Annotated in this window: 11 protein-coding genes; 6 read left to right on the top strand and 5 right to left on the bottom strand. The window is 33.7% G+C overall.

The window, feature by feature from the left end:
* Positions 1 to 2,619: hypothetical protein (locus QZ659_RS17840; RefSeq protein WP_291727935.1), on the bottom strand; the 2,619-nt coding region annotated here is incomplete at its 3' end.
* A 301-nt stretch (positions 2,620 to 2,920) separates the two neighbouring features.
* Between QZ659_RS17840 and QZ659_RS17845 the strand changes: the two genes are divergently transcribed.
* Both QZ659_RS17845 and QZ659_RS17850 read left to right on the top strand, forming a co-directional pair.
* Positions 2,921 to 4,213, top strand: a complete 1,293-nt coding sequence (locus QZ659_RS17845) for a dihydroorotase (RefSeq protein ID WP_291727936.1) — start codon at positions 2,921 to 2,923, stop codon at positions 4,211 to 4,213.
* A 98-nt stretch (positions 4,214 to 4,311) separates the two neighbouring features.
* Entirely contained in the window at positions 4,312 to 5,016 is a 705-nt protein-coding gene (locus QZ659_RS17850) for an NUDIX hydrolase (protein ID WP_291727938.1), read from the top strand.
* 74 nt (positions 5,017 to 5,090) lie between these two features.
* Here the strand turns inward: QZ659_RS17850 and QZ659_RS17855 are convergent, their stop codons facing one another.
* Positions 5,091 to 5,486, bottom strand: a complete 396-nt coding sequence (locus QZ659_RS17855) for a DUF2721 domain-containing protein (protein WP_291727940.1) — start codon at positions 5,484 to 5,486, stop codon at positions 5,091 to 5,093.
* 184 nt (positions 5,487 to 5,670) lie between these two features.
* Here QZ659_RS17855 and QZ659_RS17860 point away from each other — a divergent pair, with 184 nt between their 5' ends.
* The gene (locus QZ659_RS17860) at positions 5,671 to 6,939 is read left to right on the top strand and encodes a WG repeat-containing protein (protein WP_291727942.1); all 1,269 of its coding nucleotides are present in this window, start codon (positions 5,671 to 5,673) and stop codon (positions 6,937 to 6,939) included.
* A gap of 552 nt (positions 6,940 to 7,491) precedes the next feature.
* Positions 7,492 to 9,240: a gliding motility-associated ABC transporter substrate-binding protein GldG gene (gldG, locus tag QZ659_RS17865; RefSeq protein WP_291727945.1), complete on the top strand. Its 1,749-nt coding sequence runs from the start codon at positions 7,492 to 7,494 to the stop codon at positions 9,238 to 9,240.
* A 280-nt stretch (positions 9,241 to 9,520) separates the two neighbouring features.
* Here the strand turns inward: gldG and QZ659_RS17870 are convergent, their stop codons facing one another.
* The gene (locus QZ659_RS17870) at positions 9,521 to 11,293 is read right to left on the bottom strand and encodes a hypothetical protein (protein WP_291727947.1); all 1,773 of its coding nucleotides are present in this window, start codon (positions 11,291 to 11,293) and stop codon (positions 9,521 to 9,523) included.
* Between the two features lie 310 nt (positions 11,294 to 11,603).
* Between QZ659_RS17870 and QZ659_RS17875 the strand changes: the two genes are divergently transcribed.
* A complete protein-coding gene (locus tag QZ659_RS17875; protein WP_291727949.1) occupies positions 11,604 to 12,803 on the top strand; it encodes a hypothetical protein in 1,200 nt (399 codons plus the stop codon).
* Positions 12,804 to 12,874: 71 nt separating this feature from the next.
* Positions 12,875 to 14,413, top strand: coding sequence for a DUF4132 domain-containing protein (locus QZ659_RS17880; protein ID WP_291727951.1), 1,539 nt, complete (start codon positions 12,875 to 12,877; stop codon positions 14,411 to 14,413).
* Between the two features lies 1 nt (position 14,414).
* Here the strand turns inward: QZ659_RS17880 and QZ659_RS17885 are convergent, their stop codons facing one another.
* The gene (locus QZ659_RS17885) at positions 14,415 to 15,494 is read right to left on the bottom strand and encodes an LptF/LptG family permease (protein WP_291727953.1); all 1,080 of its coding nucleotides are present in this window, start codon (positions 15,492 to 15,494) and stop codon (positions 14,415 to 14,417) included.
* 222 nt (positions 15,495 to 15,716) lie between these two features.
* Positions 15,717 to 16,931: an L-2-hydroxyglutarate oxidase gene (lhgO, locus tag QZ659_RS17890; RefSeq protein WP_291727955.1), complete on the bottom strand. Its 1,215-nt coding sequence runs from the start codon at positions 16,929 to 16,931 to the stop codon at positions 15,717 to 15,719.
* Between the last annotated feature and the right edge of the window lie 269 nt (positions 16,932 to 17,200).

Raw genomic sequence — 17,200 nt, forward strand, 5'->3', positions numbered from 1 at the left:
TCCAGTAGCATCTAAATAGGCTGTGTAATTTGTTTTACTGACTGCGTTTAGTGACTGTGATGTAGTTACTAAAAGTTCTAATCTATCACTACTTCCACAACCTATTACTGAATCTAAAGCATAAAAGTAGGTAGAATCTTGAATCAAAATTGGCGTTCTTAATGTATCTCCTATACCTATTGGAGTAGTGCTTGTTGGTGAATCGTACCAATAAACTGTTCCTTGGTTACTCACTGCAAGAGTAGTTTGAGTATCTATACATAGACCATATTGATTTTGGGGAGGAGTAATGTTTGCTATATTAATAGCAGAAAGCGATAAACGTGTTACACGATTTTTCCCTTGTCCATTATAACTAGTAAAACTACCAAATAAATATATATTATCATCTTTCAAAACTATTGAGTTAATAGGAGAATTAGCACCTACACCCACATTATAAGCTGTTGAGAGTGAACCATCCGTATTTAAAAACGCAATATGATTACGGCTAATACTATTTACTTGTGTAAAATCACCTACTATCAGTAAATCACCGTTTGCTAACTCTTTTATATCCTTTATTCTTCCATTTACTGGAACATCAAAAGATGAAACTACTTCGCCAGTACTTTGTAACTTGACTAACTTATGAGTAGATGTATTATTAGTATTTGAAAAAATACCTGCCACTGCTATTTCCCCACTTGCGAGTGGGAATATTTTGTAAACCGAACTTGGTTGAGATGGTAGCTCCGATTGAAAGTTGTTGTCAATACTACCATCAGCATTCAATTTAACAATATAATTTGCTTGATTTCCATTATGCATCGAAAAACTTCCACCTAAAAATACTTTATCGTTAGGTAATACTACTATTTCTTCTATATCATCATTATTTGATGTAGTAAAGGAAACATCTAAACTACCATTAGGATGTAATCTTGCTAATCCTATTCCCCCATTTATATTTTCTCTAAAGTCTCCTGAAATTATAATTTTACCGTCTTGCTGTGATTTCGCCTGCTTGATTTCTAGCCCAAAACCAAATGAACCTATTGCAACTATATTAGGACTCAAATTAAATGAGTTATCCTGTGTACCATCTGAGTTTAGTCTTATGATATTTCTGACATTGCTTTGAGTTATAAACTTCTGATTGTATTCTTCTAAAATATTACTTGCTGTTACTATAACATAATTAGTTTGGGTAGCTGGTTCAAACTTAAAAGAATTATCTACCCCTTGTCCACCATTCGTAAGAATACTGCTTGAGCGACCTAACTGATTGTTATATTTTCCACCACCTTTTACAAATATTCTACCATCAGAAAGTATTTTTGCAAAATATATAGTATCGTCAAAACCATAACTAGAGTTGAAAGTATTATCCCAAGTTCCATTTGAGTTTAAACGTTGTATACCTGTACGGTCTATGCCACTCAACAAAATTATCTTTCCATTATCTAGTTCTTGAGAAGAAAATGCTCTACCCCAATTAGGTGGTGGAGTAAAACTATTGTCTAAAGTACCATTTGAATTTAGACGTGAAATGGACATTTGAGGTGTAAGATTATAATGATGGAAAAAACCACCAATAATGACCTTTCCATCTTGCTGAATCATAATATTTCTGATATCACCATAAGTAAGTGGTAAAGCAGAGTTGATTACTCCAACAGAGCTATCAAACGACATATCAAGAGAACCATCTTCATTAAGCCTTGCTACTGCTCCTCTCGTTGTTCCGTTATAAGCACCAAAATATCCTCCAATAATAATTTTTTGGTCATTTTGGATTGCAATACAAAATACATGTCCAGAAGCACCACTTCCTCCTACATTAAATGTATTATCTACACTTCCATCACTATTTAAACGAACGATTCCTCTTTTAGAAAAAGAATTGAAGCTCTCAAAAGTACCTGCTACTAGAATTTTTCCATTATCCAAAACCTTTACAGCTTCTAAATAAGTATAGTTAGGAGAAACATCATCAACAGCATATCCTTGTACAAAAGATGCATCTACATTACCATCATTATTCAAACGAACTAAATGCTTGACACCATTTGCTATTTTCAAATATCCAGCTACGAGTACTTTTCCGTCTGCCTGTATATCTATTGAATAAATATAAGAACCTGCCTCAAACACATTTTCACTAAATGAAGTATCAATACTACCATCTGTATTGAGTCTAACCATGTAAGTAGTTTCTCCAGAGCGATTCACAAAAATACCTCCTATTACTAGCTTATCATCTTGCTGTACCTTTATATTTCTAGTAGCAGCAACAGAATCAAACTCAGTACTAATTGAAGGGATAAAGTTAGAATCTCTTACACCATTCTCATCTATAACAACAAAACCCTCACAAGGTGACCCATTATAACGACTTGTTGTATTTGCAATGATAAAACGATCATCAGTCCACCTAATAAGTTGACGATTAGTCCAAGTTGTACCTGCATGACCTGTACCATCTCCCTTACCTAGCCCTTGATCTAAGGGATTGAAACTGGGGTCATTCACAGCAGGGTTGCATTGGCTAAAAGCTGAAGCAGTGTAGAAAATACTACATAAAAAAACAGCACATACAGAAAGTATGTTGCGAAGTTCAAAACATAATTTGTTCATTAAAGAAATTGAGTTGCGAATTATAAAATTACCGATTACAATTTTGGGGAATTGTGGAAAATGTAATTTATAATTAGAAATAATTCTGAATAAAAAATTAGAAATTATTATATTATAGAAGTGAGTATAGCATAAAGGTATGTAAATTTTATTATCAAAGACAAATTAAATCCAATTTTTAACACTTTAGCATTACAAAAATCAAATGATATTTTTCTCTTTGCTAAAATTATTTTCCATCAAAGTTTTTACCTTTGCAGCATCAAATGTTGTCTATCTGTTTTAGCCTTTATTTCCACTTATGCAATTAGAAAAATCGTCTGCCTACTGGCTTCCCAATGTAAAGATTCTAGATACAAATTATAACTCTGATACAGCCTATTGTATCGGAATTAGCGAAAAAAAAATTACTCATATTGTAGAATATAGTTCTGATATTCAAGCTCCTAAAAACTATGAAGTTTTAGAATGTGAAGGAGCTTGTGTCTCAGTAGGTTGGTGTGATATGCGTGCTTTGGTTACAGAACCGGGGATGGAACATAGGGAGACACTAGCAAGCGCAAGCAAGGCAGCAAGCAAGGGAGGTTTTACACAAGTAGCTATTCTACCCAACACGCAGCCTACCATCGAAAACAAAGAAAATATCTATTTTTTAGAGCAACAGAATAGAAAAAGCAGCTCTAACGTAGAATTTTTAGCTATTTCTGCACTTACCCACAAAACAGAAGGCAAGGAAATGACACAAATGCATGACCTTCACAAAGCTGGTGCAGTTGCTTTTTCTGATGGACTGAAAAACATTTCCCATACAGGAGTTTTGATGCGAACCTTACAGTATGCACAGGCTTTTGATGGACTTATTATGCAGCTTCCATCAGACGAAAATCTCTCTACTGGACACATGCACGAAGGCACAACCTCCACACGTTTGGGTCTGAAAGGCTTGCCAACTATTGCCGAAGAAATGATGATTCAAAGAGATTTGGAAATCTTGCGTTACACAGGAGGAAAACTTCATTTTTCTACTATCTCATCAGCCAGAAGTGTGGACTTAATCCGAAAGGCAAAAGCAGAAGGTTTGAATGTAACCTGTGATATAGCTGCTTATCAGCTTTCTTTTTTGGATGAAGATTTAGCAAAAAATGAATTTATTTTTGATACCAACTTAAAAGTTTTCCCTCCATTTAGAAATTTATCTGATAAAAATGCAATTTTAGAAGGGTTGCAAGATAATACGATAGATGTTATCGTTTCTAATCATATTCCGTTCGATGAGGAATGTAAGAAATTAGAGTTTGATTTAGCAGATTTTGGTATAATTAATTTTCAAACAGCCTTTGCAGCCATTAGAAAACAAACAGAAAATCTTTTGAGCTTAGAAGAGTTGATTCAAAAAATGACCATTAATCCAAGAAAGATTTTAAAACTCAAACAGCCTCAAATAAAAGAAGGAGAAAAAGCCAATCTAACCGTTTTCTATCCAGATGAAGAATGGACATTTACAAAAAAAATGAATGCTTCAAAATCTGACAACTCACCCTTTTTTGATTTAGAAAATCACTTAAAAGGTAAAGTTGTTGCTACGTTTTCTTAATTTTTTGGTTTCAAAATTGGTTTATTAAAAAAAAATGGCTTAGTTTGTGTACAAAAAACACTAACATATAAACTTGTTCTCTATCTAAACCTAAATCTATGTATAGCTACGAATACCCACGCCCTTCTGTTACCGTCGACTGTATTATTTTTGCTTGGGACAGCGAAAATGCCGATTTAAAGGTGCTTTTGATAGAACGAGCGCACGACCCTTTTGCTGGAACTTGGGCATTTCCTGGTGGATTTGTAGATATGGATGAAGATTTGGAAACAGCTGCAAGGCGAGAGCTAGAAGAGGAAACAGGAATGAACGACCTTTTTATGGAGCAACTCTATACTTTTGGTGCGCCCGACCGTGACCCAAGAGGCAGAGTGATTAGCATTGCTTATTATGCTTTAGTAAATTTAGCTCATCATGCCGACCAGATAAAAGCTGCTTCTGATGCTGCTGATACAAAATGGTTTAGCGTTACAGAGCTTTCAGACATCAAACTTGCCTTCGATCACGAAGAAGTCATGAAAGTAGCTTTAGAACGATTGAGAGGAAAAGTTCGTTATCAGCCGATTGGCTTTGAACTTTTGCCAGAAAAATTTCCTCTTTCGCAACTCCAAACACTCTACGAACACGTTTTGGGAACAACACTAGACAAACGAAATTTTAGAAGAAAGATACTAAAAACTAAACTTCTCATTCCATTGGATGAATATCAAAAGAACGTTTCTCACCGAGCTGCACAGCTTTATAAGTTTGACAAAGACAAATATGAGCAGCTTGTAAAAGAAGGTTTTGTATTTGAGATATAAGATTTTAAATCAACAAAAAATAAGGCGCATTTTCTGTTCTGTGAGTCACAGAACAGGGAATTTTTAATTATCAATTATTTCCGTTTTTCCATCTTTCCAATCTGAATATTGAGGGCTTTTATAGAAATTTGTATTTCGATTACAGACAAAAAGAGAGAGAGCATTAGCAAAACTAAACTTATTCCAAAGAGCCATTGCCCAGCTAATTTTTGTTCCCAAAAAATAACAAACATACACGTAACACATAAAAGAAGGCTAGAAACTCCCAAAAATTGCATATTACGAATCAGATAAACTCTTTTTCTAAGATTTCTTATCTGTTCTATCAGAATTTTATTGGGTTCGTTTTCGTATTTTTCGTGAAGATTTCGGATTAGATTTGCAATAGCTAGAAAGCGATTTGTATAAGCGAGTAAAAGTAAAGAGATAGCAGGGAAAAGTAATGCTGGTGTGGTAAGGCTGATTTCCATAAGTTTGGTTTTATGGTATGATTAATTTTCAATAATTTGCTTCTTTCATAACACACTACGCTATGAAAAAATGGGTACATGTTGGTTTTATATAATCAAAACACTACAAAGAAAAAGGAATATTATTTGCTATTCTAAACTATGTCTTATAAAAAATCAAAAAAATTATATTATCATCCTTCCTATGAATTTTATAAATCTCATTTTCAGCAAGTTAGGTTTTTACTTTGCACTATTAGCATTTTTCACACTTCCCATAATCACTTTCGCTCAAGATGACGACGGTTGGGAGAAAGCGACAGAAGAAGACCTAAAAACTACAGTAGATACTACCATCATTGAAAGAAAAGCTCTTTTAGCCTATGGAGGAGATTCTATTAAAATTGCAAGTGTTGAGGGAAAATTAGGTGTTTTGAATGATACCAATGCGACAATTGTACCCTTTCAATATGAGGAAATTAGTTTTTTTGAAGGCGAAGATTCTACCTGCACACGTTGGGAGGGAACACTTTTAGTAAAAGGCAGAGGAAAATATGGTGTTTTGGATGCCACAGGCAAACCACTTACAGCACTTTACGAAAAAATTGAATTTATGCCAGAAAGCTGTCAAAGTGGGAGTGGAAAAACAAAGGTGATGCGTTTTTATAATAGAGGAAAAGTAGGTTTAGCAGATGCGTATGGAAATGTGGTCATTCGTGCCTCGTATGAAGAAATTGACTTTGTAAAATATTTATTCTCACGCTATGGAGACACAACTGAAACTGAAAAGCTAGTAAAACCTGAACTCATCACAGCCAAAAAAGCAGGAAAATACGGGCTTTTTGACCTTCATAATAATGTTCCTTTGCTTCGCTCAGAATATAATGCCATCGAACATTTACAAATGGTACGAGTAGAAGAAAAGAAAAAAACACATACTACGCACATCTTAAAAATACAGCAAGGCACAAAATACGGTTTTATTTTACTACATAATCAGTCTATTTTAACTCCTAAATATGAATACTTAGGTGAATTTTCTACAGAAAAAGGCAATACAAAAGGAGAAGCAGAAGATTTGATTGCTTTAGTTCAAGAAGATGGAAAATGGGGTTGGATAAACTTGGAAGGAAAAGAAGTCATTAAAATAGAGTATGATGCTGCTGAAGCCTTTCGAAAAGATTTAGCATTTGTCAGAAAAGGCAGAAAATGGACAGCCATTGACAGAAAAGGCAAGCAAAAATTAGAGGACACGTATGAGGAAATACGTTATCTTGCCTTAGAAACTGAAAAAAATGCGTTCTTCAAGACGCTTATTATTGCTAAAAAGAAAGGAAAATATGGTATATTGGATATTGAAGGCAAAACGCTTCTCAATTTTGAGTTTGATAAAATCAAATTTGTACCAGAAAAATTTGGCTTTGATGTAGAAGTAAATGGAGAAGAAAAATTTGTAAACCTTAAAAGAGGGTAAAAGAAATTTATTCTATGTGCCTATGTGGTGTATAAACTAAATGTATTTTTAATTTGTCTCTTCACTCGTTAATACATAAAAAATATCTAAAACAGTTTATCAGCGCAAAAAAAACACACAAAACACTTGTTTAACTAGATTTTTTTTGCACCTTTGTAGTGAAATAAAGGTAAAACATTTTTGCTTCTGTTTCATTTATTTAGAAAACGAATGGAAAGCTATCGTATTTGAAAACAGAAATCCAGTTTTAATCACTCAATTTTCAATTTTTTGTTGTCAGTTGTTTTATCAATTTTAGCGCACGCTGGTTTCTCGCTTCTTTTATTTTAGCTTTCCAGAACTGATACAACTCAAAAGGCTATCTTCTCAATTTCTTTTTGTTCCTTTCTTTTTGAAAGAGATATAAAATGATTTCTTGAAAGAATAGCCTTTTTTTGATGTTGATATAAATAATCTTTTTGGTCTGCTCTGACGAGACTGACCTAACTTAATAAGGTCAGACCGATAGGTCAGTACCGATATAACTTTAAATTTTTGATATAAAAATATCCTATGTCAGAAAAAAATTCAAATACTCCTTCCTTCCAAATCAATACAAAAAAATGGGAAAACGCTATGCAATTAGTTGTCCTGTTTTTAGGTTTGGTATTAATAAATATTTTAGCGCAAAGCTATTTTTTTCGCCTAGACCTCACGGCTGAAAAACGCTACACCATTACAGAATCGTCTAAGGAAATACTAGAAAACTTAGAAGAACCTGTTTTTATAGAAATTTATTTGGAAGGCGAACTCAATGCCTCTTTCAAACGTCTTCAAAAATCAGTCAAAGAAACGCTGCAAGAGTTTGAAGTCTATGCAGGAAGCAATATTCAGTTTACATTTATCAATCCAGAAGAGGTTTCTAGCAATCCAGAGGAGCAAAGTCGTTATTATCAGCAGCTTGCTAGTCGTGGCGTGCAGCCTACAACTGTTTTCGAAACTGTGCAGGGTAAGAAAGTAGAAAAACTTATCTTTCCATCAGCGATTGTGTCGTATAAAAATAAGGAAAAGCCTGTTTTGCTTCTGAAAGGAAACCGTACAGCCTCGCCACAAGAACAGCTCAATCAATCTATTGAAAATATTGAATACGAACTTATTTCAGCCATTCAAAAGCTAAGTAAAAAAGAGAAAAGTAGTATTGCATTTGTTGAAGGACACGGCGAACTTTCCAACGACAGACTTATTTCTCTCTCTCAAACTCTAAGTGAAAACTATATTGTTGAAAGATTGAATTTGAACGAAAATTTGAGTAATTCTTTAAATTCAAAAACTCAAAATCCTATTCAAAGTCTTTCAAAATATGATGCAATCGTAGTAGCAAAACCTAACCTTTCCTATACCGACAACGACCGTTATCAATTAGACCAATATTTGATGAATGGAGGAAAACTGCTCTTTTTTATAGACCAAGTACAAATGAATTTGGACAGCATCGCACAAGGAGGAACGTACGCTTTTGCTTATAATTTAGGTCTCAATGAAATGATTTTTCGTTATGGCGTAAGAGTGAATCAAGACCTTTTACAGGATACGCAGTCTGGACAGATTTTGGTAAATGTAGGGCAACGAGGCAATCAATCTAATGTACAACCAATTCCATTTCCATATTATGCTACTACTGGCAGTTTTTCAACCCATCCGATTACAAAAAATATGGATGCGCTAATGTTTAAGTTTGTCAGTACATTAGATTCTGTCAAGGCAGACGGAATCGTCAAAACACCTCTTATTTTTTCTTCTCAATATTCACGCATCAAAAAAGTACCGACACTCATTTCATTAGACGAACTTAGGGAAGACCTCAATCCAAAACTCTATCAAACTTCTACTATTCCGTTAGCGTATCTTTTGGAAGGAGAGTTTAAGTCAGCTTTTCAAGGGCGTTTTCCTCCAAGTGGTTTTTCTCAAGATGATTTTATTCAGAAAGGCAAAGATTCAAAAGTATTGGTAGTGGGAGATGGGGATTTACTTTCCAATGGTTTTGACAGGCGCACTCGCCAACCATTGCCGATGGGTTACGACGAGGTAAGTAAAAACACGTATTCCAACGAAGAATTTCTGACCAATGCACTCGCCTATATGCTAGATGAAGGTGGAATTATCACTTCAAGAACAAAAGATTTTGAAATCCGTCCGTTGGATACGTTCAAGATTCAAGAAGAAAAAAGCTATTGGCAGTTTCTTAATTTAGTTTTGCCTAACCTTATCATTATTGTGTTTGGCTTGGGGTGGTATTTTTGGAGAAAAAGAAAGTATTCGTAAACCTTCAAACAAACCCTAATTTTTTTTGGTCTTTCAACAATTTAGCGATATGACTAACGGTTCGTTCCTACGGAACTTATAATTATCAAAACTATTTTAGTTCTACCAATGGATTTACCTCTAACGAGGCTAAATAGTAGCCCTGTAAGGGCATTCCATAGGTAGTTTATAGAATTAGTATTTTGATAAGCTTCGTAGAAGCGAACCATACACCAGTTTTTAGAAGCAAGACAATAATTACCCTTACGGTTATAGTGTCCCCACCGATGACATTAGAATCCTACTCCCAAAACACACCATCTACCATCCATTTATTGCCTACATAAAGCTGCTTACAGAGAAAATAGGCGTAATTTACTCGCTTAGGAATACGCTTCTGCTTTTCATAGTTTTGATAAATAAACTGTCTTTGGTAGTCAGACAAACTGATTTTTGGACTAGATTTGAGTGTCTTCAAAACATCTTGAATTTTAAACTTTGCAATCAGTTTGTTTACCTCAATACTAGATTTTTCAGCAGGAACATATAGCGAAACATAAGCTGACTGAAAGAAATAACGATTTTGCTTTGTATCATAAATCACTTCGTTTTCAATTTCTAAAAGCGAAATATCCGACATATAGAAAAATTTGCTAGAAGGGTCGGTATAAAGTTCATTGGTTTCGAAAAGTTCTTTAGCTTGCTGATTTCTGTATTCTTCTAGTTCTGCTACTTGCTCTAGGGAAATTCCTAGTTCTACTTGCTTCTCGCTGATATTTAATATTTCAGCAGGTGTTTTTTCCTTACTAACTTTTAAAAGATTTGCCTTCACTTCTGAAAAATCTATTTCACGCTCATAAAAATTTCCTTTTTCAGCATTGTAGCTTGCTTCATAGGCTTGTAACTTTCCTTTTTCAGCAGCCTCCAAAAGTAGTTTTGAAATTTCATTATCTGTTTTGAATAAGGATTGATTTACATTTTCATCCAAATAGATTTCTGTTCTTACATAATATGCCAACTTATTCAATATTTCATTATCTGCATCTAAATCGTAAAGATAAAAAGGCTCATCTCCTAAATTTTCATTTTTCCATTCTGTACTTTGAGGCTCAAAATACATATTTTGCAAAGCATTTGTATAGGTTGTAATCTGCCTTTTTTCTGATTTTGTTGTATTTTGGTGTAAAAATGGCTGTATTTCATCTACTAAAAATGAAGCTACTGGTTTTAAATAATCCGTTTTTGTATTCCAAACGGTTATCCACTTTGCCGTAAAAAAGTCGTGTGAGTTTTTGGTGGGAATCCTGTTATCTATATTTTGTATTCTGATTTCTCCTACTGGCGCATCTGTGAGTGAGTTCCAACGGCTAAGAAACTGCTCAGCAGTCATTTTTTGAGGCTCTTTGAGCTGTTTTTTTTGTCCTTTTTCTTTCTCTTTGTATTCAAAATTTTCTAAATCGTAAGACGTAATCTTTCCACTTTTTACAAGACTTGCCAACTTTTGGCTCATCTCTGCTTGCTCTGTTTCATCTGCTAAAAACAAATTTTCAAAAAAACTATTACTCTCTGTTTCATTTTGGTTAGGCAACCAAACGCTACGGTGGTCGTTATCTAAAAAATTTTTAGCATCTTCATAACGAAAAGCTACCACAAATTGAGGCTTTGCATCTGAAAAATATTCTCCAGCAACAAACAGATGCAAATACTGAATATAATTTTTAGTTTCTCCATTTTTCGTACTTTCTACATAATCAATTCCTAAAATGCTAAGTTGGCTTGTAGAAAGTGTTTGAAATTTGTCCATATATTCTGTCTTCAAACGTTTTGTTTCTACTTTTTTTGTATCACCTGTTTTATAATCTAGTTCATAAATAGGCAGTTTCCCTTGTTTAGCTCCTTCAAAAAGGAGTTTTGTAATTTGCTTATCCACTTGAAAAAAACCTTTATTTACTTTGTCTTTCAAATTTATTAATTTAAAAAACCGTTTATTTTGCTCTGCATTTTGAGCTTTCGCATCAACAATAGACAAGAGAAAAAATAGAGATAGAAAAAAATAACGAGAAAATAATTTCATAGAATAGTGTTATATAACTCTTTACAAGATTTTAAAATAGTAAAGGCAATTTACAAGTAATCGTTCAGTATTCACAGTTTTTGATTTTATATTTTATCAGTAAAGTTGTTTAAGAATAGACAAATAACCGTCGTTGAGGCTCAAAATACAGCCGTCAACGAGGATAAATTACCCTAAACGACGGTTTTAAACCTCGTTTACGGTTGAAAAAATACATTCTTAAACAACTTCAGTTTTATAAAAAATAAAAATTGTACATTTGTTATTTAAAATTTACAACATCCTAACTTATCCTCGTTCAGCAAGAGAAATGAATTTCATAGAAGTACAGACCAAAGAACACAAAAAAGAGTTTAATGATTTTGCAGCTCGCCTGTATAAAGACAATCCATATTGGATTCGTCCACTAGATAAAGACATAGAGTTTGTATTTGATGAAGAAAAAAATCCAGTTTTCAAGCAACAAAAAAAAGATATAAAAGCACAAGCTATCCGTTGGCTATTGCAAAATAAAGAAGGTGAAACAGTTGGCAGAATTGCAGCTTTCATTAATCCTAAGACCGTTTTTCAAGACAACGAACAAGCCACAGGAGGAGCAGGTTTTTTTGAATGTATTAAAGATGAAAATGTAGCTTTTGCTTTGTTTGATAAGGCTAAAAAATGGCTAAAAGAGCGTGGAATGAAAGCGATGGATGCCCCTATTAATTTTGGAGAACGCAATCAGTGGTGGGGCGTTCTGATTGATGGCTTTGATAAGCCTCCTAATTATCAGATGGGTTATCATTTTGAGTATTATAAAGATTTTTTTGAAAAATGGGGTTTTCAAGAATATTTTCAGCAATACACGTATGGTCGTAATCTTGAAAATGTTTCAGACAGATTACAAAGAGTTGGCGACAGAATAATGCAGTCAGAAGGATTTGAGTTCAAACATATTGATAAGAAAAATTTAGACAAACACGCAGAAGATTTTAGAGATGTTTATAATGCAAGCTGGGGAAATCACGAAGGTGTTGCAAAACTAACCGTAGAAGATTCGAAGGCTCTTTTGAAGCAAATGAAACCTATTTTAGAAGAAGATTTGATTTGGTTTGGTTATTTTGAAGGGAAAGCTGTCGGTTTTTATGTGATGTTGCCAGAACTAAATCAGCTTTTCAAACATCTCAACGGAAAATTTGGAATTTGGCAAAAACTCAAGTTTTTATGGCATAAAATGCAAAAGAAAAACAATAAAGTTTTTGGTGTGATTTTCGGAGTTGCTCCAGAGTTTCAGAGCAAAGGTGTTGCATTGGGAATGGTAGTGGGCTTTCAAGATTCTATCAACAAAAAGCGACAAGAAAAAGGTGGTTATCAGTACGATTATATAGAATTTAATTGGATTGGAGATTTCAATACCAATATGATAAAACTCTGTGAAGGCTTAGAGGCTCAAATAGTAAAAAAACACGCCACCTATCGTTATCTTTTCGATAGAACAAAACCTTTTGAAAGAATGAAGGAAATCAAATAAATGATTAGTGATGAACGATAAATTTTAAACGTAGGTCAAAAGACTCTCCTTTGACAAAAAATAATACATAATTGATAAATAAAGACGATGTTTGGGGAAATGCTGTAACTGAATTTTTCGACTATGCAGAAGAAAAACAACAGCTTCTTTGGTCGTATTTGTTTGAAAAAATTGCTGAAGTTACGCCACGAAGCTACAAAAAACAGATTCTGCCTATTTTAGAAAAGATAGGAGAAAAACAGTTTCGAAAAGTCGTTCACGATTGGTTAGAACTTGTTATTCTCACGCCACCTAAAACAGTTTTTTATGAAGACGAATCGGGATTGGAATATGAAAGAAATTATATTTTAGAATATCCGAACGAGACTATTTTTGCTCGCCTTATGCGTGCTTTACCTTTCGTAGCCGACCAAAACTCTATTGACCTTCTTTCCGAACTTGCCATAGAAGCAGGACGAAATAGAAACGATAAAATTACTGGTATTGCAGCCTATAAACTTTCCGAACAAGCCATTTACGCACTTGCAGACATAGAAACTGTAAGCCCTGTTTCAGCATTGCTCTCGGTTCAGATAAAATTACAATCGCTTTCGCTAAAAAAACTCATTGAGAAAAAACTTGCTCAAATTGCAAAAAAACAAAAACTAGAACTCATTGAGCTTTTAGAAAATCATTTGCCTAATTATGGCTTAGAAAATGGGTTTGCAGAAGGGGAAATTCAGTCGAAAGTAAATCCAAATAAAATCTATGCGTATCAGATGCAAGTAGTAGAAAATAAAGTAAAACTCACTTGGTTTGATATAAATGGAAAAGAATTAAAGTCTGTGCCTGCTGCTTTGAAAAGAGAGTTTCCTCAAAAAATAGAAAAGCTAAAAAATACAGCAACCGAAGCTCAAAAAACACTAACATTACAAAGAGAACGACTAGAAAAAACCTACCTTACTCAAAAAACATTTACGTATTCTCATTGGAAAAATGCGTATGCCAATCACGGACTTTTAGGAACAGTAGTAGAAAATTTGATATGGCAAGTACAAACGAATAAAAAAGAATGGAAAACGGTGTGGTCGTCTTTTGGACGTTTTGTAGATGCAGATAAAAATCCTGTGGAAGCAAAGAAAGATGATTTGATTAGAGTGTTGCATCCTGTTTTCTTAGATGATGAAGAGCTAAAATATTGGCAAGATTTCATCAAACAAAAAAACCTCAAACAACCTTTTCAGCAGATTTTTAGACCTATTTTTGAGAGGACAGAAGAAGAACAAGAAGAAAGCAGACGCTTTGAAGGAATTATTCTCAATCAAAAAAAATTAAGAACCTTTGCCAAAATTCAAGGTTGGAACTACAAATGGCTTTCTTTTCCAAAAATGAATCGCAGTTTTGTTACTTTTCAGTTTGACTACAAACTAGCCCTCACAGAAAAACCTCAAAAATTAGAAATAGAACTTTGGGTAGAAGCTATCCAAAGCCATCCTCAAAATGTTAAAACAAGCGTGGTTCGTCTGCATAAGAAAGCACAAGCACTCTCCTTTGAAATATTGGATAAAGTAACTTTTTCTGAACTCTTTAGAATGATTCAGCGAATTATTAATGTGGCTTCTGTTGAATAGTTTACTTCGGCGCACGCCAGTACAAGTAGATTGCCACCAAACCAAAAATCACATTTGGAATCCAAGCACCCACACTAGGGTCTAATGTGCCACTTTGCCCTAAACTTCTTGCCACCACAACAAACAAAATAAAGATAAATGCCAAAACAAAACCTAGTGCAATATTAAAACTTGTTCCTTGTCGTGTTTTCTTAGAAGAAACTACTATTCCCATTACAGTCAGAATTATGATAGCAAAAGGAGAAGCATAACGCTGATATTTTTCCACATAATAAATTCCTAAGCCCAATGCTGTTCCACGAGCTTTTTGTGCTGCAATATATTCATCTATTTCAGGCAGGGTAAGTGTTTCATTGTATCTATACTTACTTTCAAAATCTTCTGGTAGAAGTCCCATAAGTGTATCCATATCTGTTCCTGTCAATATGATTTCACGCTCTTTAAAAAACTTATGGATTTTGTACTCATCTATATGCCATGTCTTTTTTAAAGTATCCCATTTGATATTTTCAGCCGAAAATTTTTCTATCAATTTTCTATCCTCTATTTTTTCTATCGTAAATTTTCGTCCGTTAAAGGTTCGGTTGTTGTAGCTTTGCAGATATACAAAAGTAGAAGAATCTATCTTAGAATGCACATTTCGTTCATCAAAAGAAAATGGTTTTTTTACATAAGCAGTTTCAAATTCTACCCTAGTTTTATTGGCACGAGGCACAACCCACCCACTCAAATAAAAGGAAAAAGCTGCAATAATGGTAGCACCAATCATATACGGAAAGAATAATCTCAAATAACTCATTCCACCACTAAGCATAGCTATAATTTCTGTTCGTCCAGCCATACGAGAAGTTACAAAAACGGTGGTAATAAAAACCATTAAAGGAGTGATAAGTCCGATAATGTGCATTATAAAATTAAAATAATACTCTACCACAATTTGCTTAAAACCAAGAGAGTGTTTAAGAAAATCGTCGCTCTTTTCGCTATAATCTATCGCACAGATAACAGCCAAGATAACTAGCACTACAAAAACATAAGTAGTTAGAAATTTTTTGAGGATATATTTATCTATTATTTTCACGCTTATTCAATTACGGATTACGATTTAAAATTTCAATGCTATTGTTGGTCTGCTTACCAACCAACAACAATATCGCTCATGTCCAATACTAATTTCATCTTTAATAAAACAGTATCATGGTTAATAGTTTTGCAAACATACTACTTTGAAAGCTTAAAATAGACTATCAGAAAGATTTATAACAGTTTTAAAGGTTATTTAAACATCCTTTCAGAAAAAACATCAAACTCTTGCTAATGCCATTTCAGAAATTGTTTTTCCAATCGACAGCGAAGAAGTTGCTGCTGGAGATGGCGCATTGACAACATTTATAACACCTTGTTTTTCTAAAATCTTAAAATCATCTAAAAGTCCTCCATCTTTATCACAGGCTTGCGCTCTGACGCCTGCATCAGCAGTTACCAAATCTTCTTTTTCTACTTCTGGAATAAGCTCTTGCAGGGCTTTCGTAAAAGCATTTTTTGAGTAAGAACGATGAATTTCGCCTAAGCCTGTTTTCCAATATTTAAAAGCTACTTTCTGAAAACCACTAAAGGTAAGCGTTTCTAAAAGCTCAGAAACTGAAATATCTGTTTTCTTATACCCTTCACGCTTATATGCCAATACAGCATTAGGTCCTGCCTCTACTTCTCCATTTATCATTCTTGTAAAATGAACACCTAAAAATGGGAAATTAGGGTCTGGAACAGGATAAATAAGATTTTTGACTAAATACCTTTTTTCTGGAACAAGTTTATAATATTCTCCTCTGAATGGAATAATTTTGATGGGCGCATCTGGCATAGTCATCTTGGTAACTTTATCAGAATACAACCCTGCACAGTTTACAACCAAAGTAGTCTGGTATTCTGATTTAGAAGTAATTACTTTTGCAAAAGTAGAGTTTCCTTGTGTTTCGTCGTTGAGCTTGATGTTCATTACTTTTTCAGAAAGATGAATATAACCTCCTAGTTCTTGTATTTTTTGTGCTAATTTCTGACAAACAGCCTTATAATCTATGATTCCTGTCTGTGGAACAAAAATCCCTTCTACTCCTTTTACATGTGGTTCGTGTTCAGCAATTTCTTCTTTTCCAATTTTTTTAAGTCCAGACAAACCATTTTTTATCCCTCTTTCATAAATATTTTGCAGAGCTGGAATTTCTTCTTTTTTTGTTGCTACAATCACTTTTCCACATTTATCAAAACTTACGCCTTCTTTCTCACAAAATTCTAATAACATTTCATAGCCACGAATACAGTTTATTGCCTTCAAACTTTTAGGCTTGTAGTAAATTCCAGAATGAATTACACCACTATTATTTCCTGTTTGATGCCTTGCAATAGAGTTTTCTTTTTCTATGATGAGTAGTTTGAGCGAAGGGCGAGTCAAAAGTAGTTGATAAGCTGTGGCAAGTCCAACAATTCCACCTCCAACAATAACTATATCGTATTTCATTTTGTATTTTTATTTAACAGATTGAAATCTTATTTCAACTTTGTATTAGAGTTTTAAGAATGCAAAGGTCTTGAAAATTTTGGAAAAGTTCATATAAAATAAGCCTTATTAGAGTGAATTGAAGTTTATTATATGAGAATAACTACTTTAAAATACCTTTACTGGTGTAGAATTATATGCAGAGTGAGAAAAAACGTAACTAAAATGAGCCTTGTGTCTTTTCATAATTGGTAAAATTCAAACAAAAAAAATTGGCAAAATGCTAATAA

This window comes from Bernardetia sp., assembly GCF_020630935.1.
Lineage (GTDB): Bacteria > Bacteroidota > Bacteroidia > Cytophagales > Bernardetiaceae > Bernardetia.

Coding starts and splice junctions, on each gene's coding strand:
- QZ659_RS17860 (WP_291727942.1), top strand. CDS start 5,671: ATGAATTTTATAAATCTCATTTTCAGCAAGTTAGGTTTTTACTTTGCA.
- QZ659_RS17845 (WP_291727936.1), top strand. CDS start 2,921: ATGCAATTAGAAAAATCGTCTGCCTACTGGCTTCCCAATGTAAAGATT.
- QZ659_RS17855 (WP_291727940.1), bottom strand. CDS start 5,486: ATGGAAATCAGCCTTACCACACCAGCATTACTTTTCCCTGCTATCTCT.
- QZ659_RS17870 (WP_291727947.1), bottom strand. CDS start 11,293: ATGAAATTATTTTCTCGTTATTTTTTTCTATCTCTATTTTTTCTCTTG.
- lhgO (WP_291727955.1), bottom strand. CDS start 16,931: ATGAAATACGATATAGTTATTGTTGGAGGTGGAATTGTTGGACTTGCC.
- QZ659_RS17875 (WP_291727949.1), top strand. CDS start 11,604: ATGAATTTCATAGAAGTACAGACCAAAGAACACAAAAAAGAGTTTAAT.
- gldG (WP_291727945.1), top strand. CDS start 7,492: ATGTCAGAAAAAAATTCAAATACTCCTTCCTTCCAAATCAATACAAAA.
- QZ659_RS17850 (WP_291727938.1), top strand. CDS start 4,312: ATGTATAGCTACGAATACCCACGCCCTTCTGTTACCGTCGACTGTATT.